Origin of the sequence: Aeromonas sp. MR16 (genome assembly GCF_022549315.1) — a bacterium.
Lineage (GTDB): Bacteria > Pseudomonadota > Gammaproteobacteria > Enterobacterales > Aeromonadaceae > Aeromonas > Aeromonas aquatica.
Window position 1 is genome coordinate 33543 of the sequence record NZ_JAKZFK010000016.1, and the last position, 23439, is coordinate 56981.

Below are 23439 nucleotides of genomic sequence, written 5' to 3' on the forward strand. Positions count from 1 at the left end.
TTGGCTTTTTATAAAATGGGTCCGATCACACTACAGGCTCAACTGCAATTAAGACAAAGCCCCGACGACGCGGGGCTTTGGTTTTTTCTCGATGTGGTCAACATATGGACATTGACTAAAATAAATTCTTTTATTTCATTATCTTACATGACATACGCAGGCTTCATCAGGAGGCCTTTTTTACATCCGGCAGCACAAGTCTGTCAGGAGGCTTTGCTACTCTTGCCCTGTGCACCCGGTGGCAGGGGTTTACGCGCCATCAGCTCCAGCTCGAGCAGGGCATAGCGGTGCTCGATGAAGTCATAGACGTTGTTGGCGAGCGCCAGTTTGAAGTAGCTGATGGCTTCCTTGCGGTTGCCCTTGGCCAGCTCAAACTTGCCGAGGTAGAAGTAGGTTTCACACAGGCGCTCGGCCAGCTCCCGGTTATCCTTTACCCCTTTCACCACGTTGCCCATCAGCTGGGTGGCGTTGATCTCGCCGGTGTAGAGGCGAACCAGATCCCAGTTCCAGGCGTCGTCGTCGTACTTGTTTAACCGCTCGCGCATCCGGCTCATGGCGGCAGGGGCATTGAGCTTCTGCTCGGCCAGATAGAGCCAGAGCACCCGGTAGGGATCTTCCGGCTGCGCCTCGTAGAAGCGCTTCATGTCGGCCACCGCCAGTTCTGGACGGTTGCCGTAATAGAGCGCTATGCCACGGTTGAGGTAGGCGTAGTCGTAATCCGGGGCGAGTTCGAGGGCGGAGTCGAATGCCTCATAGGCTTCGTCATAGTTCTGTTGCTGAACCAGATAGACGCCGATGAAGTTGTAGGCCTCGGCAAAATCGGGTTTCTCCCGCAGGGCGCGGTTGAAATCCAATCTGGCAAGGGAACGCAACCCGACCCGGTCAAATACCACGGCACGCTCATAAAACAGCTCGGCCCGTTGTTCCGTCGTCAATTCCATTTCACTGAGCATCTGCCCGAGTCGCGCCAGCGCCAACTCGCTCTGGTAAGAGACCTGCAGAGGGGTCGCCAATACCAGTGAAGCGGGTTGTGGCTTGGGAACTTGAGGCGCTTCAACCTGACTGCTACTGCTGCATCCCCACATGGGGAGCAACAACAGGATACCCGTGAGGTACCCAATCCCTATCCTGACGTTCAATGAACACTCCGACGCTTACGCTTGACCCGGCATATGGTAAAGGTCAACCGAGAGTTTGTCATGTGGCGCAACCCCTATCCCTCAAATAAATCAGGATTCGACAGGGTATCCGGCGTCACGCCAACCCCGAAAGCCTCCATCGACGCTGACAACCCGGCTATAACCCATCTTCTGCAGGTTGGCCGCCACCAGGATGGAGCGAAAGCCCCCACCACAATAGAGGTAGAGCTCGGTGGCTGGGTCCGAGTAACGGGTCTCGATGTCCCGCTCTATCACGCCACGGCCCAGGTATTCGGCCCCGGGCAGATGGCCCCTGGCCCACTCGCTTTCTTCGCGCACGTCGATGAGATGAAAGGCGCGGCCCTCATCCTGCCAGTGCTTTATCTGGTGTACGTCTGTCTCCTGCACCTGGGGGCGAACGGCCTCTACCAGGGCCAGAAAACGGGGATTGTGTTGCATGACTTGCTCCTTGTTCTCGCGCATGTTGCCCACCATGATGAGCATAATGACTCAGCTGGACCATAAGAGAAAGGGCGCCTTGTGGCGCCCTTGTCGATTACGGCAGGATCTCTTGCTGATCCGCGCCCTCTTTTTCCACCTGGGTCGGCAGCATGTGCTCCCGCTTGACCCCGAAGAACATGGCAGAGGCGCTCGCCACATAGATGGAGGAGTAGGTCCCGAAGGCCACCCCGATCACCATGGCGATGGCAAAACCGTGGATCAGCGGACCGCCCTTGAGCAGCAGCGCCACCACCACCACGAAGGTCAACCCCGAGGTGATGATGGTCCGGCTCAGGGTCTCGGTCATGGAGAGATCCATGATTTCGCTGGTATCCCCCTTGCGCACCTTGCGGAAGTTCTCCCGCAGGCGGTCGAACACCACTATGGTGTCGTTCAGGGAGTAGCCCACCAGCGTCATCAGCGCCGCCAGCACGGTCAAGTCGAACTCGTACTGGAAGTAGGCGAAGATGCCGAGGGTGATGATGACGTCGTGCGCCAGGGAGAGGATGCCCCCCATGGCCAGACGCCATTCGAACCGCACCGCCACGTAGGCCAGGATACAGAGGATGGAGGCCAGCATGGCCAGGGCACCGTCTGTCGCCAGCTCGTCCCCCACCGAAGGACCGACGAACTCGACGCGTTTGAGCACGGCACCTTCATCGATCAGCTTGGCGGCCGCCAGTACCTCGTTGCCCTGCTGTTCCACCTTGACCCCCTCTTTCGGGGTCATGCGCACCAGCACGTCGCGGCTGGAGCCGAAGAATTGCAGGGTCGCCCCTTCAATCTTCTGCTCATCCAGCGCCTCGTGCATCTTGTCCAGGCTCACCGACTGCTGGAACCCCACCTCTATGGTGGTGCCGCCGGTGAAGTCCAGCCCCCAGTTCAGACCGCGATCGAACAGGCAGAACAGGGCGAACATCGTCAGCAAGGCAGAGAACACCATTCCCGACTTGGCGAAGCGCATGAAGGGGATCGGCTTTTCAAAATGTAGAATCTGAAACATGTCTCTTCCTTAGATCGGCAGCTTGTCGATGCGCCGTCCACCCCAGGCCAGATTGATAATGGCGCGGGATACCGTGATGGCCGTAAACATGGAGGCGGTCAGACCTATGCCCAGCGTCAGGGCGAAGCCCTTGATGGCGCCGGTGCCGATACCGAACAGGATCACACAGGTGATGAGCGAGGTAACGTTGGAGTCGGCGATGGTCGAGAAGGCACGGTCGAAGCCCATGTGAATGGCTTGCTGCACCCCGCGCCCGTTGCGGATCTCTTCACGAATACGCTCGTAGATCAGCACGTTCGCATCCACCGCCATGCCCAGCGTCAGGACGATACCGGCGATGCCCGGCAGGGTCATGGTGGCCCCCGGGATCATCGACATGATACCGACGATCAGCACCAGGTTCATGGTCAGCGCCAGGTTGGCGACCCAACCGAAGGCACGGTAGTAGATCCCCATGAACAGCACGATCACCAGCATGGCCCAGCCGATGGCTTCCATCCCGCTGTCGATGTTCTGCTGACCCAGGCTCGGGCCTATAGTACGCTCTTCCACGATCTGGATGGGCGCGATCAGGGCACCGGCACGCAGCAGCAGCGCCAGGTTGTGGGCTTCGTTGGCGTTGTCGATCCCGGTGATGCGGAACTGGCTACCCAGTCGTGACTGTATGGTCGCGACGTTGATCACCTCTTCCTGCTTGCGGAACTTGCGCTTGCCATCCGGACCAGGCTGACCCACCGGCTTGTACTCGATGAACACGGTCGCCATGCCCTTACCAACGTTGTCCTTGGTAAAGTTGGCCATCTTGTTGCCACCCTGGCCATCGAGCTTGATGTTGACCTGGGGACGGCTGTATTCGTCGAAACCGGACTGGGCACCCACTATGTGGTCACCGGTCAGGATGATGCGCTTTTGCAGCACCACGGGACGGCCGTTGCGATCGTTGTAGACCTTGGAGCTCGGCGGTACACGACCATCGGCGGCAGCCTGGATGTCGGCGCTCTCATCGACCATGTGGAATTCCAGGGTCGCGGTTGCGCCCAGGATCTCCTTGGCACGGGCGGTGTCCTGAATACCGGGCAGCTCAACCACGATGCGCTCGGCACCCTGTTGCTGCACCAGCGGCTCGGCCACACCCAGCTCATTCACCCGGTTACGGATGATGGTGATGTTCTGCTCGAGGGCGTACTTCTTCACTTCCTTGATCTTGGCGTCACTCAAGCCGGCCAGCAGGATGAAGTCGTCACCCTTCTGCTCGGTGGTGAAGGTGAGATCCGGATTCTGGCGGCGCAGGAAAGAGGCGGCCTTGACCTGATCTTCTTCCTCGCGGAACACCACCTGCACCTGATCGCCCACCCGGCGCACGCCGGAGTAACGGATCTTCTGGGTACGCAGCTCGGTGCGGAAATCCTGCACCATCTGCTCTTGCTGCTTGGTCAGCGCCTCGGCCATGTCCACTTCCATCAGGAAGTGCACGCCACCGCGCAGGTCCAGACCCAGCTTGAGCGGCGCCGCACCTATGGCTTCGAGCCAGGCAGGCGTGGACGGAGCCAGGTTCAGGGCCGTGATAAAGTTGTCGCCCAGCTTGCCGGCGACGACATCGCGCGCCTTGAGCTGATCTTCGGTGTTGTTAAAACGGACCAGGATGAAGCCGTGTTCGAACGCCGCATGCTTGACCGGGATCTGAGCCGCCTCGAGCGTCTCCTTCACCAGATCCAGCGTCTCTAGTTTGACTTCGGCGCCGCGGCTGGCAGATACCTGCAGGGCCGGGTCTTCGCCGTAAAGATTGGGGGCTGCATATAGAAAACCGATGGCGATCACGAAGACCACCATCAGGTATTTCCACAGCGGATAGCGATTTAACACGCTGTGCTCCTCGGGAGATTAAAGGGACTGGATAGAACCCTTGGGCAGAACGGCAGAGACGAAATCACGTTTGATGGTGACTTGAGTCTGATCGTTCAGGGCCAGCACCAGGTATTCGCTATCGGCGGAAACCTTGGCGATCTTGCCGACCAGACCGCCGGAGGTGAGCACTTCGTCACCCTTGGCCAGAGAGCTCATCAGGTCACGGTGAGTCTTGGCACGCTTGGCCTGGGGACGATAGATCATGAAATAGAAGATAAGGCCGAACACGGCCAGCATGATGATCATTTCCATACCACCACCCTGTGCACCCGGAACCGCGCCTTCTGCATATGCCTTGGAGATAATGCTCATTTAACAACCTCTTGATTGATGTAGATTCACAAAGATAACGAGCTGATACGCGGCGGTTATTGCGCGTCGTTTTCAGCTAATGGAGGCACAGGCTTCCCTTGCCGACGGTAAAACTCAGTTACAAAGTCGTCTAATTTACCCTGCTCGATCGCGTCCCGCAAACCCTGCATGACACGCTGGTAATAACGCAGGTTATGAATGGTATTCAGACGGGCGCCGAGGATCTCGTTGCACTTGTCCAGATGGTACAGATAACTGCGGGTGTAGTTCTTGCAGGTGTAGCAATCGCAGTCCGCATCCAGGGTGCTGGTGTCTTCGCGATACTTGGCATTGCGGATCTTGACCACCCCATCGGTGGTGAACAGATGGCCGTTGCGGGCGTTGCGGGTCGGCATCACGCAGTCGAACATGTCGACGCCGCGGCGCACCCCTTCCACCAGATCCTCCGGCTTACCCACGCCCATCAGGTAGCGGGGCTTGTCGGCCGGGATCTTCGGGCAGACGTGCTCGAGGATCCGATGCATGTCTTCCTTGGGCTCACCCACGGCGAGGCCACCGACCGCATAGCCGTCGAAGCCGATGTCCAGCAGGCCGTTCAGCGACACATCCCGCAACTCTTCATACACGGATCCCTGGATGATGCCGAACAGGGCATTCTTGTTGCCCAGCGCATCGAACTTGTCGCGGGAACGCTTGCCCCAGCGCAGGGACATCTCCATGGACTTGCGCGCCTCTTCATAAGTGGCGGGGTACGGGGTGCACTCATCGAAGATCATGACTATGTCGGAGCCCAGATCGTACTGGATCTCCATGGATTTCTCGGGGTCGAGGAAGATCTTCTCGCCGTTGATGGGGTGACGGAAATGCACACCCGCCTCGGTGATCTTGCGAATGTGACCCAGGCTGAACACCTGGAAACCACCTGAGTCGGTCAGGATCGGGCCCTGCCAGTTCATGAAGTCGTGCAGATCGCCGTGGGCGCGCATCACCGCCTGCCCCGGCCGCAGCCAGAGGTGGAAGGTGTTGCCGAGCAGGATCTGGGCGCCGGTCTCGCGCACCTCTTCCGGAGTCATCCCCTTGACGGTACCGTAGGTGCCGACCGGCATGAAGGCCGGGGTCTGCACCACGCCGCGTTCGAATACCAGCTGACCGCGACGGGCGCGGCCGTCGGTGGTTTTCAGTTCAAATTTCATTGCTACCTCGATTCAGTCAGAGAAACAGTCTGACAACAGCGGGCCCGCGAGGGCCCATATAAGAAGCTGCGCGCGATCTTACTCGACGATCGTGAACAAGTTCTGAAGAGCGAGGCCTCAAGCCTCTGCCCGGCGACGGGTGATGAACATGGCATCCCCGTAGCTGAAGAAACGGTACTGCTCGGCCACCGCCGCCTGATAGGCCGCCATCACGTTATCGTAACCGGCGAAGGCGCTGATCAGCATGATCAGGGTCGATTCCGGCAGGTGAAAGTTGGTGACCATGGCATCGACGACCTGGAACTCGTAGCCCGGGAAGATGAAGATGTCGGTGTCGCTGAAAAAGGGCGCCAGCGGTTTGCCCTGGGCCAGGGTCACCTTGGCGGCGCTCTCGAGGGAACGCACCGAGGTAGTACCCACGGCGATAACGCGGCCACCCCGGGCGCGGGTCGCGGCGATGGCATCCACCACCTCCTGCGGCACCTCGGCATACTCCGAGTGCATGTGGTGATCTTCAATCTTGTCCACCCGCACCGGCTGGAAGGTCCCCGCCCCCACATGCAGGGTAACGAAGGCCAGCTCCACGCCCTTGGCCTTGATCCGCTCGAGCAGCGGCTCATCGAAGTGCAGGCCGGCGGTCGGTGCCGCCACCGCGCCCGGCTTCTGGTTGTAGACGGTCTGATAGCGCTCCTTGTCGGCATCCTCGTCGGGGCGGTCGATATAGGGGGGCAGCGGCATGTGGCCGATGGCCTCCAGGATCTCCAGCACGGGACGGGGGTCGAGGAAGTGGATCTCGAACAGGGCGTCGTGGCGCGCGCGCATCTCGGCTTCGACTTTCTCACCGTCGGGCCCACCATCCAGAATGAGACGGGTGCCCGGCTTGGGCGACTTGGAAGAGCGCACATGGGCCAGCACGCTGTGCTCGTCCAGGATGCGCTCCACCAGCACCTCCAGCTTGCCACCGCTGGCCTTCTGGCCAAACATGCGCGCCGGAATGACGCGAGTGTTGTTGAACACCAGCAGATCGCCGGGATTGAGCTGGTCCAGCACATCCACAAATTGACCGTGGCGCAGGGCGCCGCTTTGACCATCGAGCTGCAACAGACGACTGGCGGTACGTTCCGTCATGGGATAGCGGGCAATCAGCTCGTCTGGCAGATCAAAATGAAAATCGGATACTTGCATCTTTCACCTCGGGGGAATCGGCGGCTAGTCTAGTTATCCCCTCCTTGCAAGGCAACCCAAAAGACCAAAAACCCAAGGCAGGCAAGGGATAGCGAGCAATATTGAGACACTCATCCGGTTAATGATTCTTTAACGGTCTGTATTGACCCTGATCATGTTCTGGCACCTGAGGCTGGGCTAGGGTGAAGAGAGAGACACAAGGAGGCCCACCATGATGATCCTGTCTGAAATCATGACCGAACATCCCTTCACTTTGGGTCCGCAGAACAGCGTCAAGCAGGCGATGGACCTGATGCAGCAGGAGCGGATCCGCCACATTCCCATCGTCGACGACCACCATCACCTGCTGGGTCTGGTCACCCTCACCGACATCCTGGCCACCCGCGAGTCCAAGCTGCTGCTCATCAACCCGGAGCGGGAAGCGGAGTTCACCGACAGCGTCCAGCTCGACGAGATCATGACCCGCCAGGTGGCGAGCGTGGATCCCCATGCGGGCATCAAGGAGGCCGCCCTCTACCTGCAGCGCCACAAATACGGCTGCCTGCCGGTCATCCGGGGCCACAAACTGGTGGGCATAGTCACGGAGTCGGATTTCATCGCGGTGGCCATCAATCTGCTGGAATTGATGGAAGAGCAGGAGCCCCCCTCAGAATTCTGATCGCCAAAAACTGTAATTAAATTACAATAAAAGCGTTTTCAGCCGAAAAAATCGGCCATTAATCTGAAAGTCTTTCATTTTGATTGAAAAATTACACCACACACTTGATTTGTGATCGTCGTCACACTATGATGCCCACCATGCAATGTTTGCCGAAGGGGAGATGAGGGATTGTGCACCCGATGTCTTCTCTTCATATGTCTGCAAGTTTGCACACCCCGTAGTGAGTCTTTGCTGTAAAGCATTTTTATATCGCCATTCCTTGTTTGATGACCCGGCCCTGTCTGTGCGATGGCGCCGGGATTTTTTTATCCGCTTCCCTGCCCTCTTCTCTCCTCCCCGGGCGCTTTGCCACCCTCTTCCTGCCTCGCCGTATAAAACAAGATCCCATCCGGGCCTTGAAAATGTGACCTGCAGGACAGAAATTGAACTTCGACAATGAGTTATCTCTGAAGGCCTGAGATATTCATGTTAGGTACAGTTGCGATGGGCTATCTAATAAGTAGATTTAAGTGATTCAAAATTGTGGCTTTAACCGATTAGCGAAAGGCCCTATGATGACCCCATCGAAAGTTAAGCGCCTCGTCTGGCAAGACTCTTCACTACCGGACGGGCATATGTACATCACCAAGGAGCAAATACATGTCTACCTATATCAACACTGAAATCAAGCCGTTCAACGCTACCGCCTACCACAATGGCAAATTCGTTCAGGTGTCTGACGCTGACCTGAAAGGCAAGTGGTCCGTGGTGTTCTTCTACCCGGCTGACTTCACCTTCGTATGCCCGACCGAACTGGGCGACCTGGCAGACAACTATGCCTCCTTCAAGAAGCTGGGCGTCGAGATCTACGCCGTCTCTACCGACACCCACTTCACTCACAAGGCCTGGCACGACACTTCTGACACCATCAAGAAGATCCAGTACCCGATGATCGGCGACCCGACCGGTGCCATCACCCGCAACTTCGGCGTGATGATCGAAGAAGCTGGTCTGGCTGACCGCGGTACCTTCGTGATCGACCCGCAAGGCGTCATCCAGATCGTTGAAATCAACGCCGGCGGCATCGGCCGTGACGCTCTGGAACTGCTGCGCAAGGTCAAAGCTGCCCAGTACGTTGCCGCTCACCCGGGTGAAGTGTGCCCGGCCAAGTGGCAAGAAGGCGATGCCACCCTGGCCCCGTCCCTGGATCTGGTAGGCAAGATCTAAGCCTCCTGCTCTCCAAGACCGGCCCGTTTCAGGGCCGGTCTGCTTTCCGGCCCGTGATATCCAAGCCTGCGACTCTCAGGCTGACTACAAAGTGCCGACCCGCATTCATTAAGAAGGAATTCGACCATGTTAGATACCAACCTCAAACAACAACTCAACGGTTACCTGCAGTACATCGTCAATCCCATCGAGATCAGCGTGTCCGGCAATGACAGCGACAAATCCGCGGAGCTGCTGGCCCTGGCCACAGAAATCAGCGAGATGTCCCCCAAAATTTCCATGACCGATGGCCGTAACGCTCGCAAGCCTTCCATGAGCATCGCGCCAAAGGATCAGGCCCCGCGCGTGCATTTTGCCGGCATCCCCATGGGTCATGAATTCACCTCCCTGGTGCTCGCCCTGCTGCAAAGCGGCGGCCACCCCTCCAAGGCCGATCCGGCCGTGCTGGAGCAGGTCAAGAACCTGAAGGGTGAGTTCCACTTCGAGACCTATATCTCCCTCTCCTGCCACAACTGCCCGGATGTGGTGCAGGCCCTGAATCTGATGGCGACCCTGAACCCCGGCATCACCCACACCATGATCGACGGTGCCCTGTTCCAGGATGAGGTGAACGAGCGCCAGATCATGGCGGTACCAAACGTTTATATGAACGGTCAACCGTTCAGCCAGGGTCGCACCTCGCTCGAAGAGATAGTGGCCAAGCTCGATACCGGCGCAAGCGATCGCAAGGCCGCCGAGCTCAGCGAGAAAGCCCCCTACGACGTATTGGTCGTCGGTGGTGGCCCGGCTGGCGCGGCCGCGGCCATCTACGCCGCCCGCAAAGGGATCCGCACCGCCATCGTCGCCGAGCGCTTCGGTGGTCAGGTGATGGACACCGTCGGCATCGAAAACTTCATCTCCGTGCCCTACACCGAAGGCCCCAAGCTGGCCGCGAGCCTTGAGCAACACGTCAAGCAGTACGGCGTGGAAGTGATCACCGAGCAGCGCGCCGCCGCCATCAGCAAGGACGGCTACGTGAACGTGGCGCTGGCCTCCGGTGCCACCTTGAAGAGCCGCGCCGTGATCCTGGCCACCGGTGCCCGCTGGCGCGATCTGAACGTGCCGGGCGAAGTTGAATACCGCACCAAGGGCGTGGCCTACTGCCCGCACTGCGACGGTCCCTTCTTCAAGGGCAAGCGGGTTGCGGTGATAGGTGGCGGTAACTCCGGCATCGAAGCGGCCATCGATCTGGCTGGCATCGTCGAGCATGTGACTGTGGTGGAGTTCGCCGATACCCTGCGCGCCGACGACGTGCTGCAGAAGAAGGCTCGCTCCATGGGCAACATCGACATCATCATGAGCGCCCGCACCACGGAAGTGATCGGGGATGGCAGCAAGGTGGTGGGGATGGATTACGAGGATCGCACCACGGGTGAGATCAAGCACCTGGCGGTGGCCGGTATCTTCGTGCAGATCGGCCTGGTGCCGAACACCGAGTTCCTCAAGGGGAGCGAAGTAGCACTGACCCGCTTCGGCGAGATCGAGATCGACGCCAAGGGCGCAACTTCCCTGCCCGGCGTCTATGCCGCGGGCGACGCCACTACGGTGCCGTTCAAGCAGATCATCATCTCCATGGGTGCCGGCGCCACCGCCGCGCTGGGGGCGTTCGATTACCTCATCCGCAATGCGGCGCCGGAAGCCGTCGCCGTCAAGGCCGATGCCGTGACCGCCTGATAGCCTCATGACCCCGCAAAAAGCCGACTCCCTGGAGTCGGCTTTTTCATATGCGCTGCCCCCTGCTTGCCGCACTCACCTGCCCGAGCGCTATCCTTGAGAAGCATCCACCACACAGGGAGCTGAACATGAAAGCGACACTCTTGCTGGCCGGCCTGCTCTTCGCCGGCAGCGCACTGGCCTTCCACTGCCCCATGGACATGAAGAAGATCGATGATGCCCTGGCCGCCGGCCCCGCCCTGAGCGCCGAGAAGCTGGCCGAGGTGAAACAGCTGCGGGCCGAAGGGGAAACCCTGCACAAGGCGGGCAAGCATCAGGAATCCGTCGACACCCTGGCCAAGGCCATGACCTTGCTTGGCATCGACAAGGGCTGACGCCCCGTCGAGAGTGACCGGGTTGAGACGCAAAGCCCCCACCAGTTGGCGGGGGCTTTTTGCTGCCATGACACCATGGCGCTCACTTTGGAGACAGCACCTAGACCCGACCGCTGTACACCAGGGTCTGATAATTGAAGGCTATCTGGCCGTTGACCGCACAACGCTCGAACTCGCGACGGATCAGCGCCGTCAGCCGTTCATAGGCCGGCGTGCCGATGACGGGCGCATAGGATGAGGAGTTGAGCCGTCCCAGCACGCCGTCGAGGTCGAACAGCTGGCAATTATCGAAGCGATCGAGCCGATATTCCTCGAAGAAGGCGTCAAAGTCGGCCTCACCGAGATTGCGATGATTGACCTCCTCATAGTCCCCCGAATAGGCACGCAGACCCGCCTCATAAGCCTGGAGGAATTCGGTATCGGTCAACCTGTCGTTCCAGATAAGGGCGACCCGTCCGCCCGGTTTTAACAGGCGCCGGCATTCCGCCTTGAAGGCAGTCCGATCGAACCAGTGAAAGGCCTGGGCGACGGTGACGAGATCCAGCGCCCCCGTCGGCACCCCGGTCTGCTCCGCACTGCCGCTCAGCCAGTGGATATGGTCGGCGCCCGCCAGCAACCGCACGGCGGCGCCGCGCATCTCGGCATTGGGCTCCACCGCCCACAGCTTGCTCACCCGAGGGGCGAGCAAGGCGGTCAGGATGCCGGTGCCCGCCCCTATATCGGCGACCACGGCATGGGGCCTCATGCCGAGTTCCCTGACCAGAAAGTCCAGCATGGCGGTCGGGTATCCGGGTCGGTATTTCACATAGGCCTCAACCCGGACCGAGAATCGCTGGGTACTGTCCATGCCTCACTCCTTTTGGAACTTGAGCTGAATTCGAGCTGTCTATACCAACCTTATCAATAGACAGTGCGAGGAGCAGCCCCTTACACTGTGACCGCCATCACATTACCCGGGAATCCATCTTGCGTGGGATTGTAAGACTACTGATTTTGCTGACTTTACTGGCCCTTAGGTGCGCTCAGGCCGAGGTGCCCGCCCCCTATGCCCTGCGCCTCGACCCCGGCCAACAAGAGTGGCTGCGCGAGAAGCAGACCCTGGTGGTCGGCATGCCCGCTTCCAACTGGGCACCTTACAGTTACTACTCGGGCAAGGATCACTATCAGGGGCTGCTGCACGACGACCTGCAGACCGTCAGCCAGCGGCTCGGACTCCGTCTCCACTACCGCGCCTATCCCACCTTCAACGATGCCCAGCTCGCCTTGCGCAGTGGTGAGGTGGATGCCCTGGCGGGGGTGGCCATCACCCCCCAACGCCAGACCTGGATGCATTTCACCGCGCCGCTCATCGAGATCCCCCGCGCCGTGCTGCTCGGCAAGCCCGGAAAATCCCCCAGCCTGGCACAGGCCACGCAGATGCAGTGGGTCTGCGAGCGTGGCTACGACAGCTGTGATCTGCTCGAGCACCTCGGCTTCAAGAAGATCACGCGGGTGGACGTCAATACCGAGGCCCTGTTCATGGTCAAATACGGGCTGGCGGATGCCTACCTCTCCGATCGCCCCTACCTGGAGAGCAGCCTCCCCAATCAGGGCGTCAAGGCCCGCTCTCTGGTCGAGGTCCCCTGGATAGACCCCGTCCAACTGGCCCTGACCACGGCGGGTAACAATGTGCGTCTTGGGGAGTTGCTGAGCCTGGCGGTGGACAGCCTCACCCCCCAGGATAAACACGCCCTCCTCCGGCTGGCCGATGCCTATAACAAGCCGAAGAAAAAGGCGCGAAAGTCCAGCCTGTTCACCCCTGAGGAATCGGCCTGGATCGCCGCTCACCCCGAGGTGAGTTTCGCCCCTGGCCCCTGGGTCGGTCTCGGCCAGATAGACAAGAACGGCCGCTTCAGCGGCCTGGTGGCGGACCTGCTGACCCTGATCGAGCGGCGCAGCGGGCTGCGCTTCACGCTGCACCCCACCCAGGGGCAAAACTCCCTGGTGATGGTGGAAGAGGGCAAGCTGGCGCTGGCCCCCACTGTGGTCAACCTGCCAGCGCGGCGCCAGCACCTGCTCTTCACCTCCGATTATCTGACCCTGAAACGACTGCTCATCTCCAACAATACGCGAGAGGAGCTCAGTTCCCTCAAGGAGCTGAAGGGTGCCAGGGTGGCGGCGAGCAGCGCCTCGGCAGACATCACCATCATCAGCGCCTGGCAGGCCGAACCCGTGCCCTTTTTCTCCTTCGATGAACAGCTGACCGCCCTCGCCACGGGCAAGGTGGACTACATCCTCGCCAGTGAGGGCATCAACGAGCAGCTCTTGCGCCGTGGGTCAGACCTGAAACTTCACATCGCCTACAGCGGCAACGAGCTGGACGTGCCCATGGCGATGGCGGTGGCCAAGGACAACCCCATGCTGGCCAGCATCCTCAACAAGGCCCTGGGTTCTGTCAGCCCGCAGGAGATGCAACTGCTGCAGGACAAGTGGTTCAACCTGAAGATTGAGACCGGCATCAACCGCACCCAGTTGCTGCGGATCGTGCTCGGGATGATCGTCGGCATACTGCTAGTGGCGTTGCTGGGCTACCTGTGGAACCGCTCCTTGAGCCGCGAGGTACGCCAGCGCCAGCGGGCCGAGGCGCAGCTCTCGCACCAGTTGCAGCTGATGGAGACCCTGCTCGACACTCTGCCCAGCATGGTGGTGCTCACCAACGAACACCTGGAAATCACCATCACCAACCGAGCATATCGCCAGTTCTACCTCGGTGGCGCAGACACCCACGGAGATTATGCGGCGCTGCTCACCGACATACTGCCCTTTGAGGTCATACTGCGGATCCAGGGAGAAGATGCACGGGTGTGGGAAAGCGGGGAGGATCTCCACTCTCAGGAAGCCTGGCAGTCCGATGGCAGCGAACGACTCATCACCTACCACAAGCGGCTGTTTCGGGGCCCGGATGGGGAAAAGGCGGGGATACTCACCGTCCTCACCGACACGACCGAACAATTGCATGCCCAGTCCCGCGCCAAGGAGGCCGAGGCTCGCCTGGCGCGGCTCACCAACAGCATTCCCGGTTTCGTGTTCCAGTTCCAGTATCTGGGCGAGGGTCAGGGGCACTTCCAGTACGTCAGCGCCGGCTATCAGGAGATGGATCTGCGCACCCGTGAGGAACTGCTCACCAACCAGTACCACGATCTGTTCCCCCATCTTGACGAGCAATTGCGCTCGCTGCTGCTCACCGAGCTGGAACGCCAGCTCAATGAAGAGAACCGGGTCGATCTCAGCTTCCCGTCCCGTCTGGTGAACGGCCAGGCACGTACCCTGCAGGTGCGTGGCAACGTCACGCGCCAACTCGATGGCCATGCTGTGCTGTATGGCATGGTGCAGGACATCACGGCGATGAATGCTCAGCAGCGGGCGCTCGAGGAGGCGCGCCAGAAGGCCGAGGCGGCGACCCAGGCCCGGGATCGGTTCCTCGCCACCATGAGTCACGAGCTGCGTACCCCCATCGCCGGCATGCACGGCATGCTGGAGTTGCTGCGATTAGGTCAGCTCAGCGAGGATCAGCACTACCTGGTGCGCAACGTGGTCAGCTCCGCCAACAACCTGCTCTATCTGGTCAACGACATCCTCGACTACTCCAAGATGGAGGCTGGTCAGCTGCATCTGGACCCAAGGTCGGTGCGCCTGGCCGAGGTGCTGTGCGCCGTGGTGCGCAGCAACGTGGCCACCGCCCGCCAGAAGGGGTTGCAGGTCCAGCTGCTGTGGGATCCGGCCCTGCCGGATCGGGCCGAGCTCGATCCCAACCGGCTGGAGCAGATCTTCTCCAACCTGCTACACAATGCCATCAAGTTCACTGAACGCGGTGGCATCACCCTCACCCTGGCCTATCAGGACCAGCGACTGTGGTTGCGGGTGGAAGACACCGGCATCGGCATCCCCCCCGAGCGGTTGGCCCGCCTCTTCAATCCCTTCGAGCAGGGCGAGACCAGCATCAGTCGCCGCTTCGGGGGATCCGGGCTGGGGCTGGCCATCAGCCGCAATCTGGCCGAGCGGATGGGGGGCCAGCTCAGCCTCGAGAGTGATCCCGGCCAGGGCACCCGGGCCATACTGTCGCTGCCACTGCCCGAGCCACGCTGGGAGGAGAAGCCGCTGGCGGGCAGCCGCTGGCAGGTGTCGGCGTCCCTGTACGATGGCGCAGCCCTGCTGCGCAGCTTCGGGGCCGAGGTGCGGCTTTGCGAGCAAGGCGGATCCCTCGCCCCCGGGTTGCTGCTGCTCGACGAGGCCGATCTGTACCGGCTCTGCCCGCCACAAAGTCTGAACAGGGAGGGGGCGTTCGATACGCCCGAGCTGCAGGGCCATCGCATCATCTTCCTGTCCGAGCAGGAGAGCCTGCGCACCAGCCTGCATCAACGCCACTGTTTGCGTCTTGGCAGCCAACCTCTCTACCCCGATCTGCTGCTGGAGAGTTGCCTCGAACTGACAGCACCACACGGCAGCGAGTCTCTGGTAACCCCCTCCATCCAGCGGTTGAGAGGCCGGGTGCTGGTTGCCGAAGATCACCCCATCAACCGTGCCCTGCTGCAACGCCAGCTCAGCCTGCTTGGCGTGGAGTTCGAGTTGTGTGAAAACGGGAGGCTGGCGCTGGATGCCTGGCAGAAGGGCCACTTCGATCTGCTGCTCACCGACTGCCACATGCCCGCCCTCGATGGCTACCGCCTGACGGCGGCCCTGCGTGATCTGGGGGTGACGGCACCCATCATAGGCGTGACCGCGGATGCCTCCAGGGAGGTGAGTCGCCAGAGCGACCGGGCTGGCATGACCCAGATGCTCTACAAGCCCTACACTCTGGAGGATCTCGGTCGGATACTGGGAGAGTATCTGATGCCGGCGCCCGAGCTTGCCCCGGGAGTGCCGGCAGGCAGCGCCATGAGGGAGCGCTGGATAGCCCTGTTTGGCGGCGAAACCGTGGCCCGAACCCTGGCGGCAGAATATGTGAACAGCAACGGTATCGATCTGGCGCGCCTGCAGGGCTCGCTACCCGAGCTGGAGTGGGACCGCTTGTTCAATGCGGCCCATAGCATCATGGGGGCGGCCCAGATGACAGGCGAGAGCGAGCTGGCCGAGCTGGCACAGGCCGTGGAGCACTGCTGCAAGCAGCAACAAGCGGCGCCATTGGCCGAGCTGGTGCGTCGACTGCAAGGCAGGATGCAGGCGATCGGCAGCGAGATAGGAGCATGGCTCAATGAACAACCTCCCCTCTGACATTTCCCTTCTGGTGGTGGAAGACAACGCCTTTCAGCGCAAGGTACTGATGCACCAGATCCAGGCCCTGGGTTACCGGGTACCGCTGGAGGCCGCGGATGGCGAGGCAGCGCTGGCCCTGTGCCAACAGCAGCAGGTAGATATCCTCCTCTGCGATCTGCGCATGCCCGGTATGGATGGCATGGCACTGCTGCGCCGCCTCTCCCTGAACGGGTTTCGCGGTGGCATCATACTGGTGAGCGCCCTCGAGGAGGACGTGGTCGAGGCGGTGCGACGGATGAGCGACGCCTACGGCCTGCGGGTGCTCGGCCGGCTGGATAAACCCGCCAGCCTGGGGCGACTCGCCGAGCTGCTCGCCAGCTGGGCGCCGGATGACAGCCGGCAGCAGGCGGGTACAGGTCCGCTCATCGAGGCAGCCGATCTCGCCAGGGCGCTGGCGCTGGGGGAAATAGTGCCCTGGTATCAGCCCAAAGTGAGCCTCGCCACCGGCGAGTGGCTGGGGGTGGAGGCGCTGGCCCGCTGGCAGCACCCGACCCTTGGCATCATAGCGCCTGCTCGTTTCATCCCCTTGGCCGAGGGGAGTGGCCTCATCGACCCCTTGACCGAGCACCTCATCGAGCAAGGCCTGAGGGATCTGGAGGGCTGGCTGGCGGCCAGCTCGACCATCAGGCTGTCGATGAATCTCTCCAGCGTCAGCCTGGTCGAGGGGGATCTGTGCGATCGCTTGCTCGCGTTGTGCGAATCGAGGGGGATCGCTCCCGAGCTCATCACCCTGGAGGTAACAGAGAGCGCCTTCGTCAAGGATCTCGGCCAATCCCTCGAGCGACTAAGCCGGCTGCGGATGCACGGCTTTGGCCTCTCCATCGATGACTTTGGCACCGGCTACTCCTCGATGCAGCAGCTCAACCAGCTGCCCTTCACCGAGCTCAAGCTGGATCGCAGCTTCGTCGATCGCTGCCATGAGGATCCGGTGCGGCTCGCCATCATAGAGTCGACCCTGATCCTGGCGCACAAGATAGGCCTCAAGTCAGTCGCCGAGGGGGTGGAGGACGAGGGAACCTGGGATCAGCTGGCTCGCCTTGGGTGCGACGAGTGCCAGGGCTATTACGTGGGGCACCCCATGCCGCGCGATCAGCTGGCCCTGTGGCACAGCCGCTGGCGGGCCACCGGCCCTGTCCCGCGGGCATAGCGCCAGCGCCGACCAACAAGACGCCGATCCTGTGATCGGCGTTTTTATTGCCGGGCATCCGGGTTTGGTCACAGGAACAACCCGCTGACAACCCCTTCAACAGACGCTCGGTCAGATCAGGCCCCGGCACCTGGACGGGGCAATTCCCCTCCCCGACTTGGATAAGTTGCCTCAAAGAACGGCAAAGAAGACCCTGCACTTCGGATCCGCCTGGCGTATCGCTACCAACACCTCGCCGAACCGGTGGCCTGCGTCAGGCTGCCGCTACACTCAAACCTTGGGCGACCCCACAAGAGCAGGGCGCAGATGATGGCACCACGAGACAGACGGGAGAACCCATGTCGATATCCAGATACCTGTTGCCCCTCATCGCCCTGCTGCTCGGCGGCTGCGGCCCCGAGCTGGCCGGCACCGCGGCCACCACGGGGAAGCTCCAGGCAGAGCAGGCCCAACAGGCCAAGGCGCAGCTGGATCAATTCAAGCTGGAGCTGAGCGCCGCCATGCACAGTACCGAGACGGCAGCCTCGGCGACCCCCCCCCAGTAACGGGCAGCATGGCACTTGCTCATGTACTACAGGCTCAGCCGCCGTCGGTTTGAGCCCGGCACCAGGCCCACTCGCACCACAGGAGCATCCTGATGAGAAGACTCATCGTCTCTGCCTTCGTCTCCCTCGACGGCATCATGCAGGCCCCCGGCGGACCAGCAGAAGATCCCACCGGTGGCTTTGGTCTCGGCGGCTGGATGGTCGGCTATGCAGATCCCGGCATGGACATCTCGGCCGCGGGCTTTGACGGCAAGGATCGCGAGCTGGTGCTCGGCCGCCGGACTTATCAGATCTTCGAGGCCTACTGGCCTTATCAGTCGGCGGAACACCCGATCGCCAGGACCCTCAATGCGGCCAGGAAACACGTCGCCTCGCGTACCCTGACGCACCTTCATTGGCACAATTCGAGCCTGCTGCAGGGGGATGTCGTCTCGGCCATCGCCGCGCTCAAGTCCCAGCCCGGCCCCGATCTTCAGACGATTGGCAGCAGCCAGCTGATCCAGACGCTCCAGGCCGCGTCCCTGATCGACGAATACAACCTGTGGACCTTCCCCCTGGTGCTTGGGCGAGGCAAGCGCCTGTTCGGCGAGCGCGCCAGCCCCTCGGCGCTGCAGCTCGTCCGCTCTTTGGTATCAAACACCGGCGTGGTGATGAGCACCTATGTGCTGGACGGCCACATCCAGCCCGGCACCTTCCCGGGTAACGAGCCGAGCGAGAGGGAGCTGGCAAGGCGCCAGCAGATGGCCGATGAGAGATGGTGATCTGCAGCGCAGTGTTCGCTCCTTGACGGCGGCGAAAGGCGGTTTATCAACGGAGAAATTGAGATGATGCAATCAGCGAAGAACAGAATTTGCCTCTGGTACGACCATGATGCCGAAGAGGCGGCGCGGTTTTATGCCGACACCTTTCCCGACTCGTCCGTCGGCGCACTGTGTCGCGCCCCGGCAGACTATCCGTCGGGCAAACGGGGGGATCTGCTGACGGTCGAATTCACCCTGATGGGCATACCCTGCCTCGGCCTCAATGGCGGACCAGGAGTCAAGCACAGCTGGGCGTTCTCGTTTCAGATAGCCACCGAGACCCAGGCCGAGACGGATCGCTACTGGCACGCCATCATCGACAACGGCGGCCAGGCGAGCGAGTGCGGCTGGTGCCAGGACAAATGGGGCCTGTCATGGCAGATCACGCCCCTCGCCCTGACCCAGGCGATTGCCGACCCCGATCTCGCCGCCGCCAAGCGCGCGTTCGAGGCCATGATGCAGATGAGCAAGATCGATATCGCCACCATAGAGGCAGCGCGGCGTGGCTGAGGCCTCCATCGTCGTTGTATGCCCCATGCACTGACCACGCACTCTGCGAAAATGCAAAGCCCCCGTCCATTGACGGGGGCTTTTTACTGGCGTGAAGCTAAACAACTGGCAGCTGCCCGCCCATGAACCTGCATATCGGCAGATGACTGGCATCATCACGGAACGTTTCCTCTCCCCTTCATAACGGCAGAGGCCTGTCTTGCACGACGCACTTCATGACGAGAGTAGAGGTGAGACACTGGGCAGGGCCGACAACTGCGCATCATACAAACGCTGGAAGGCGGGAAGATCCCGGGTAATGACGTTTAGCAAGTAATCGGGATCGCCAAACAACCGCTGCGCCTGGATGACCTGAGGGATCGCCACTAGGGCTTCTTCGAAAGTGGTGACGGCCTGGCGATCCCCCTCCCTCAGGGTGACAAACACGATGGCGGAGAAGTTAAGGCCGAGGTTGCCGGGATCGAGCTGCGCGCGATAGCCCCTGATCACTCCCGTCTCTTCGAGGGCGCGCCCTCGCCTTCGAAGCCGCCGGTGCCTTTGCCCTGCTCATAGAGATGGTACCGGTCGAGGTGGCCGAGAAGATCACGGCGGCGGTCGCCATCCCCACCGTAGGCATAGGCGCCGGAGTCCACTGCGATGCCTAGGTGCTGGTCTGGCAAGATATGGCGGAATTGCGAACCGGGCGTCTGCCACGATTCGTCAAGCAGTACGCCGACATGCGCCCCCTGCTGCACCAGGCGGCGTGCAACTACGCTACCGATGTCGAGGCGGGATCCTTCCCTGACCCCGAACACAGCTTCTGACGCAACAAACCGGCTGGAAACCACTTGTCACCGAGACCCGATACAAACCGAGCTCTAAAAAACGGAGGCTTTTACACAGGGCTTATGGCTTATTCACCCTCCCAGGCCGAGACGAGTCGCGACTGGCACGCCATCATCGACAACGGCGACCAGGTGAACGAGTGTGGCTGGTGCAGTGACAAATGGGGCTTGTCATGGCAGGTCACCCCGATCGCCCTGACCCAAGCGATTGCCGACCCCGATCTCGCCGCAGCCAGGCGCCAGGCACCCATTCAGGCGATGATGCAGATGAGCAAGATGAGCAAGATGAGCAAGATCGACATCGCGGCCATAGAGGCGGCGAGGCTGAAGCGTTCATCGCAATAAAAAAGCCCTGCTGATGCAGGGCCTCCGATTTCCCACTCGATTGTCGGTGAACAAACCAGCCTGTTGGGCTGGCGGATAATGCCAGTCGCTGACTTGGCGACCCCAATGTTGGAAGCCATGGCCTGCTTGCTGTGCAGTACTCAAGCAAGACTTGGCTCCCTCGCCATCACATGGCTGGATCGTCCATATCCTGCCGGTGCTGCTGCATCTTTTCCTTCATCGCACTTCTTTCTGCTTCGCTGATGACGCCGTCACCATTCTTGTCGAGATGGCTGAATATCTTCTCCTGCCGCACCATGAATTGTGCCTTGGTCGTGTCATTCATGGGTTTCATCTTGGCCATCTTGTCGGAGGGGATCTTGCCCGCCTGTTTCATCATCTCATGCATCTTCGCCATGGCCGCCTCCTTCTCGGCCACCTGCAGAATGCCATCACCATTCGTGTCCCGCCTGACGAAACGCTTCTCTGCCCTGTCCATAAACTGGGCCTTGGTGATGTCGCCCTTGATCATAGGCTCGTCGGACGCCGGAGGGGTCGCCGCAGCAGCCATGCCACCGAGCAGCAAGAGTGGAAGTAGATAAGGCTTGAACATGGAAAAGTCTCCCTTTATGTAGAAACACCGGTCGATGCCGGATTGATACCCACGGCGGGTGAAGGTTGAGCCGTCGACCCTAACGATGGCACAGAAATGAGGGGCGATGTCACTCATGGCAGCACTGCACACCACCCTCTGTCAGGTTCACTGTTACCGCTGGTAACGGCGCCACCAGACGAAGGGCAGCATCAACAACATCAGCCAGAACGCGCTGCCGCCACCGTCCTCGCTGACCTCATAATCTTCGGGTGTGTCACCCTCGTAATCTTTCTCGACCGGCACCAGCCTGACGCTGACGACCGTCTCGTTGATGCGTTCGTTGAGATCGCTCTCGCTGCTGTAGCGATAGGCCGTGGCGGCGACGGTGCCATCGCTGCTGATGTCGACGGCATTGGCGATGTGATAGTAGAAACCGTTCTGCTGGCACAGCTTCTCGCCATCGTCGTCCAATCCGCAGATAAGGTCGTTGATGTACCAGTTATTGCCGGTCGGGGCATCGAGCAGGAAGGCCTCCTGCAGGCGATTGGCAGCGCCATCGACGACGTTGTCATCCTGGCCACGGGCATCCCGCCAACCCACCACCATGTCGTGGTCGTTGATCGCCGCCGCCTCGGAGCCGGCACCGACGATGGGGTCGTCTTGCAGGGGAACGACGGCTGCCACCTCGGGGGTGGCCAGGTTGAAGACAAACATCTCCACCGGGCGATTTTCCCCCTTCGCGGTTGCCTGGCGCTGGTTACCTATCACATAACCATTCTCATTGATGCCGACCGCCCAGGTGTGGCGCAGATCGCCCCCCGGCTCCCCGGCGGGCAACGGAATGACGGTGGTCTCGTGCACCTTGCCAGTCCCCTCCAGATCCAGTTGCCAGTAGGTCGCGAGGTTACGCCCCCGCAGGGCTACCTGCTCCTCATTTCCTGTAACGACTGTGCTGTAACCCACACCAAACCAGTCTCTACCATCGAATACCTCGGCGACGTCCAGGACGGAAGCCGTCTGCAGCGCCTCGCTCTGGTTGTCGCCGGAGGCATACTGCTCGGGCAGCAGCAGCTCCTTGAGGCTGCCGTCATTTTTCAGCCACCAGAAGCTGGCCTGGGTATCGACCCCCGGGCAATAGCGGTATTCGCTGAGTTCCCTGAATGCGTTTTCGTCCTCCTCCTTGTCATCGAGTCCGGCGAAACAAAATTCATAGGGCTCGTCATCCACCGAGTGCGATTTGTTTCGGCCCGTGGCCGAGGTGCCAAACACCAGGAGCTCATCGTCATCCAGCCGCTTGATGCCGGTCGCCACGCTCAGACTATGCGGTTCATGGTTCTCATCGCTGGCCTCATCGAAGAGGAAAACGGGGGCACCATTGTCGATGACGGCAAAGGCGGTGCGCAGTTTCATGCCAGTCACCTTGCCTGAGGTCTTTTCTTGGATCTGGTAGCCCACCCGCGTGGATGCGGTTTCGCCCAGTGCGGTGATCAGGCCATCGGACTCGCTACCGCCCTCGCCTCCCACGTTGCTGCGTTGATCGATGTCATCCAGAAAGTCGGTGCGCCATTGATGTGCAAAGCCGGGCTCAGTCTCCCCCCAGAAGGCGTCACAGGCGTTGTCGGAGAGCATGCACTTGTCATCAAACCGGAACCGGTCGACCAGGAAGTCGGCAAAGGGCACCGTGGAGAAGTAGTCGGCCTGATTGTTTTTGGTGTTGATCCCGACGAGCTGGCTGCCATCCTCGCTGATCCCGGTGGCATAACCCTGGATCTCATCATCGACGATGGTGAAGAAAGGAGACTGTGACGCCTGCGCGAGGGGGCTGACAGCCACCAGGATGGCGAGCATGGATAATGGCTTTTTCATCGACTTCCTAACGTCCTGTTTGTTCAATGCGTTCCCAATCCTCCTTGCTGGGTACAGCATCTGTCAGTCTATCCGGCCGCTCTGACCGGCGTCGCTTGGGTGCGCTACGGGGTGGATTGCCTCGTATGCACTACCACCAAGCGGGCATAATTACTCATCTATCAATATCCGTCAAATATGCAGCACATAACCGTTTTTTGAGCCTAGACCCGACTTGGTGCAAGAGTTCGTCGGCTACCCTCGCCGCGAACACCCCAGGGGTGCCCCACCTCTCACAGTATCGTCCCATGGCAGACAAAAAAGGCCTTGCTGATGCAAGGCCTTCTTGTTTCCAACTTACTTTT

The 23439-nt window shown here is 60.7% G+C and carries 21 protein-coding genes and 1 pseudogene; 11 read left to right on the plus strand and 11 right to left on the minus strand.

Going from position 1 to position 23439, the window contains the following annotated elements:
* Positions 1–203: 203 nt before the first annotated feature.
* The 7 genes from nlpI to queA all read right to left on the minus strand — a co-directional run bounded on the left by nlpI (position 204) and on the right by queA (position 7238).
* Entirely contained in the window at positions 204–1139 is a 936-nt protein-coding gene (nlpI, locus tag MM194_RS13035) for a lipoprotein NlpI (RefSeq protein ID WP_310597479.1), read from the minus strand.
* A 90-nt stretch (positions 1140–1229) separates the two neighbouring features.
* Positions 1230–1598 (minus strand): rhodanese-like domain-containing protein, encoded by a 369-nt coding sequence (locus MM194_RS13040; protein ID WP_241343768.1) that lies wholly within the window; start codon positions 1596–1598, stop codon positions 1230–1232.
* Positions 1599–1695: 97 nt separating this feature from the next.
* The gene (gene secF / locus MM194_RS13045) at positions 1696–2643 is read right to left on the minus strand and encodes a protein translocase subunit SecF (protein ID WP_241343769.1); all 948 of its coding nucleotides are present in this window, start codon (positions 2641–2643) and stop codon (positions 1696–1698) included.
* A 9-nt stretch (positions 2644–2652) separates the two neighbouring features.
* Positions 2653–4506 carry a protein translocase subunit SecD gene (gene secD, locus MM194_RS13050; RefSeq protein ID WP_033129087.1) on the minus strand — a complete coding sequence of 618 codons (1854 nt, stop codon included), beginning with the start codon at positions 4504–4506 and terminating at the stop codon, positions 2653–2655.
* Between the two features lie 18 nt (positions 4507–4524).
* On the minus strand, positions 4525–4860 hold the full coding sequence (gene yajC, locus MM194_RS13055) for a preprotein translocase subunit YajC (RefSeq protein WP_033129086.1): 336 nt from the start codon (positions 4858–4860) through the stop codon (positions 4525–4527).
* 56 nt (positions 4861–4916) lie between these two features.
* Positions 4917–6053, minus strand: a complete 1137-nt coding sequence (gene tgt / locus MM194_RS13060) for a tRNA guanosine(34) transglycosylase Tgt (RefSeq protein WP_033129085.1) — start codon at positions 6051–6053, stop codon at positions 4917–4919.
* A gap of 117 nt (positions 6054–6170) precedes the next feature.
* The gene (gene queA / locus MM194_RS13065) at positions 6171–7238 is read right to left on the minus strand and encodes a tRNA preQ1(34) S-adenosylmethionine ribosyltransferase-isomerase QueA (RefSeq protein WP_241343770.1); all 1068 of its coding nucleotides are present in this window, start codon (positions 7236–7238) and stop codon (positions 6171–6173) included.
* A 211-nt stretch (positions 7239–7449) separates the two neighbouring features.
* On the opposite strand from queA, the gene MM194_RS13070 reads away from it, so the two are divergent.
* The 4 genes from MM194_RS13070 to MM194_RS13085 all read left to right on the plus strand — a co-directional run bounded on the left by MM194_RS13070 (position 7450) and on the right by MM194_RS13085 (position 11192).
* Positions 7450–7896 carry a CBS domain-containing protein gene (locus tag MM194_RS13070; RefSeq protein ID WP_241343771.1) on the plus strand — a complete coding sequence of 149 codons (447 nt, stop codon included), beginning with the start codon at positions 7450–7452 and terminating at the stop codon, positions 7894–7896.
* Positions 7897–8538: 642 nt separating this feature from the next.
* On the plus strand, positions 8539–9105 hold the full coding sequence (ahpC, locus tag MM194_RS13075; protein ID WP_033129082.1) for an alkyl hydroperoxide reductase subunit C: 567 nt from the start codon (positions 8539–8541) through the stop codon (positions 9103–9105).
* A gap of 126 nt (positions 9106–9231) precedes the next feature.
* On the plus strand, positions 9232–10818 hold the full coding sequence (gene ahpF / locus MM194_RS13080; RefSeq protein WP_241343772.1) for an alkyl hydroperoxide reductase subunit F: 1587 nt from the start codon (positions 9232–9234) through the stop codon (positions 10816–10818).
* 128 nt (positions 10819–10946) lie between these two features.
* A complete protein-coding gene (locus tag MM194_RS13085; RefSeq protein ID WP_241343773.1) occupies positions 10947–11192 on the plus strand; it encodes a hypothetical protein in 246 nt (81 codons plus the stop codon).
* 100 nt (positions 11193–11292) lie between these two features.
* On the opposite strand, the gene MM194_RS13090 is transcribed toward MM194_RS13085, so the two are convergent.
* The gene (locus MM194_RS13090) at positions 11293–12039 is read right to left on the minus strand and encodes a class I SAM-dependent methyltransferase (RefSeq protein ID WP_241343774.1); all 747 of its coding nucleotides are present in this window, start codon (positions 12037–12039) and stop codon (positions 11293–11295) included.
* Between the two features lie 146 nt (positions 12040–12185).
* On the opposite strand from MM194_RS13090, the gene MM194_RS13095 reads away from it, so the two are divergent.
* The 5 genes from MM194_RS13095 to MM194_RS13115 all read left to right on the plus strand — a co-directional run bounded on the left by MM194_RS13095 (position 12186) and on the right by MM194_RS13115 (position 19486).
* Entirely contained in the window at positions 12186–16442 is a 4257-nt protein-coding gene (locus MM194_RS13095; RefSeq protein WP_241343775.1) for a transporter substrate-binding domain-containing protein, read from the plus strand.
* Positions 16423–17631, plus strand: coding sequence for an EAL domain-containing response regulator (locus MM194_RS13100; RefSeq protein ID WP_241343776.1), 1209 nt, complete (start codon positions 16423–16425; stop codon positions 17629–17631). The genes MM194_RS13095 and MM194_RS13100 overlap by 20 nt, the downstream gene beginning before the upstream one ends.
* Before the next feature lie 338 nt (positions 17632–17969).
* Positions 17970–18176, plus strand: coding sequence for a hypothetical protein (locus MM194_RS13105; protein ID WP_241343777.1), 207 nt, complete (start codon positions 17970–17972; stop codon positions 18174–18176).
* A 92-nt stretch (positions 18177–18268) separates the two neighbouring features.
* Entirely contained in the window at positions 18269–18937 is a 669-nt protein-coding gene (locus MM194_RS13110) for a dihydrofolate reductase family protein (RefSeq protein ID WP_241343778.1), read from the plus strand.
* Positions 18938–19000: 63 nt separating this feature from the next.
* Positions 19001–19486, plus strand: coding sequence for a VOC family protein (locus MM194_RS13115; protein WP_241343779.1), 486 nt, complete (start codon positions 19001–19003; stop codon positions 19484–19486).
* A gap of 213 nt (positions 19487–19699) precedes the next feature.
* On the opposite strand, the gene MM194_RS13120 is transcribed toward MM194_RS13115, so the two are convergent.
* Complete coding sequence (locus MM194_RS13120; protein WP_241343780.1) at positions 19700–19975, minus strand: Lrp/AsnC ligand binding domain-containing protein; 276 nt, start codon at positions 19973–19975, stop codon at positions 19700–19702.
* A gap of 65 nt (positions 19976–20040) precedes the next feature.
* Between MM194_RS13120 and MM194_RS13125 the strand changes: the two are divergent.
* Positions 20041–20289 (plus strand): annotated as a pseudogene (locus MM194_RS13125) (3-methyl-2-oxobutanoate hydroxymethyltransferase).
* A gap of 84 nt (positions 20290–20373) precedes the next feature.
* Complete coding sequence (locus MM194_RS13130) at positions 20374–20655, plus strand: VOC family protein (RefSeq protein ID WP_241343781.1); 282 nt, start codon at positions 20374–20376, stop codon at positions 20653–20655.
* A gap of 166 nt (positions 20656–20821) precedes the next feature.
* Here MM194_RS13130 and MM194_RS13135 read toward each other — a convergent pair whose 3' ends face one another.
* Positions 20822–21364 (minus strand): EF-hand domain-containing protein, encoded by a 543-nt coding sequence (locus MM194_RS13135; RefSeq protein WP_238566366.1) that lies wholly within the window; start codon positions 21362–21364, stop codon positions 20822–20824.
* Between the two features lie 36 nt (positions 21365–21400).
* A complete protein-coding gene (locus tag MM194_RS13140; RefSeq protein WP_241343782.1) occupies positions 21401–23095 on the minus strand; it encodes a DUF3466 family protein in 1695 nt (564 codons plus the stop codon).
* Positions 23096–23439: the final 344 nt, after the last annotated feature.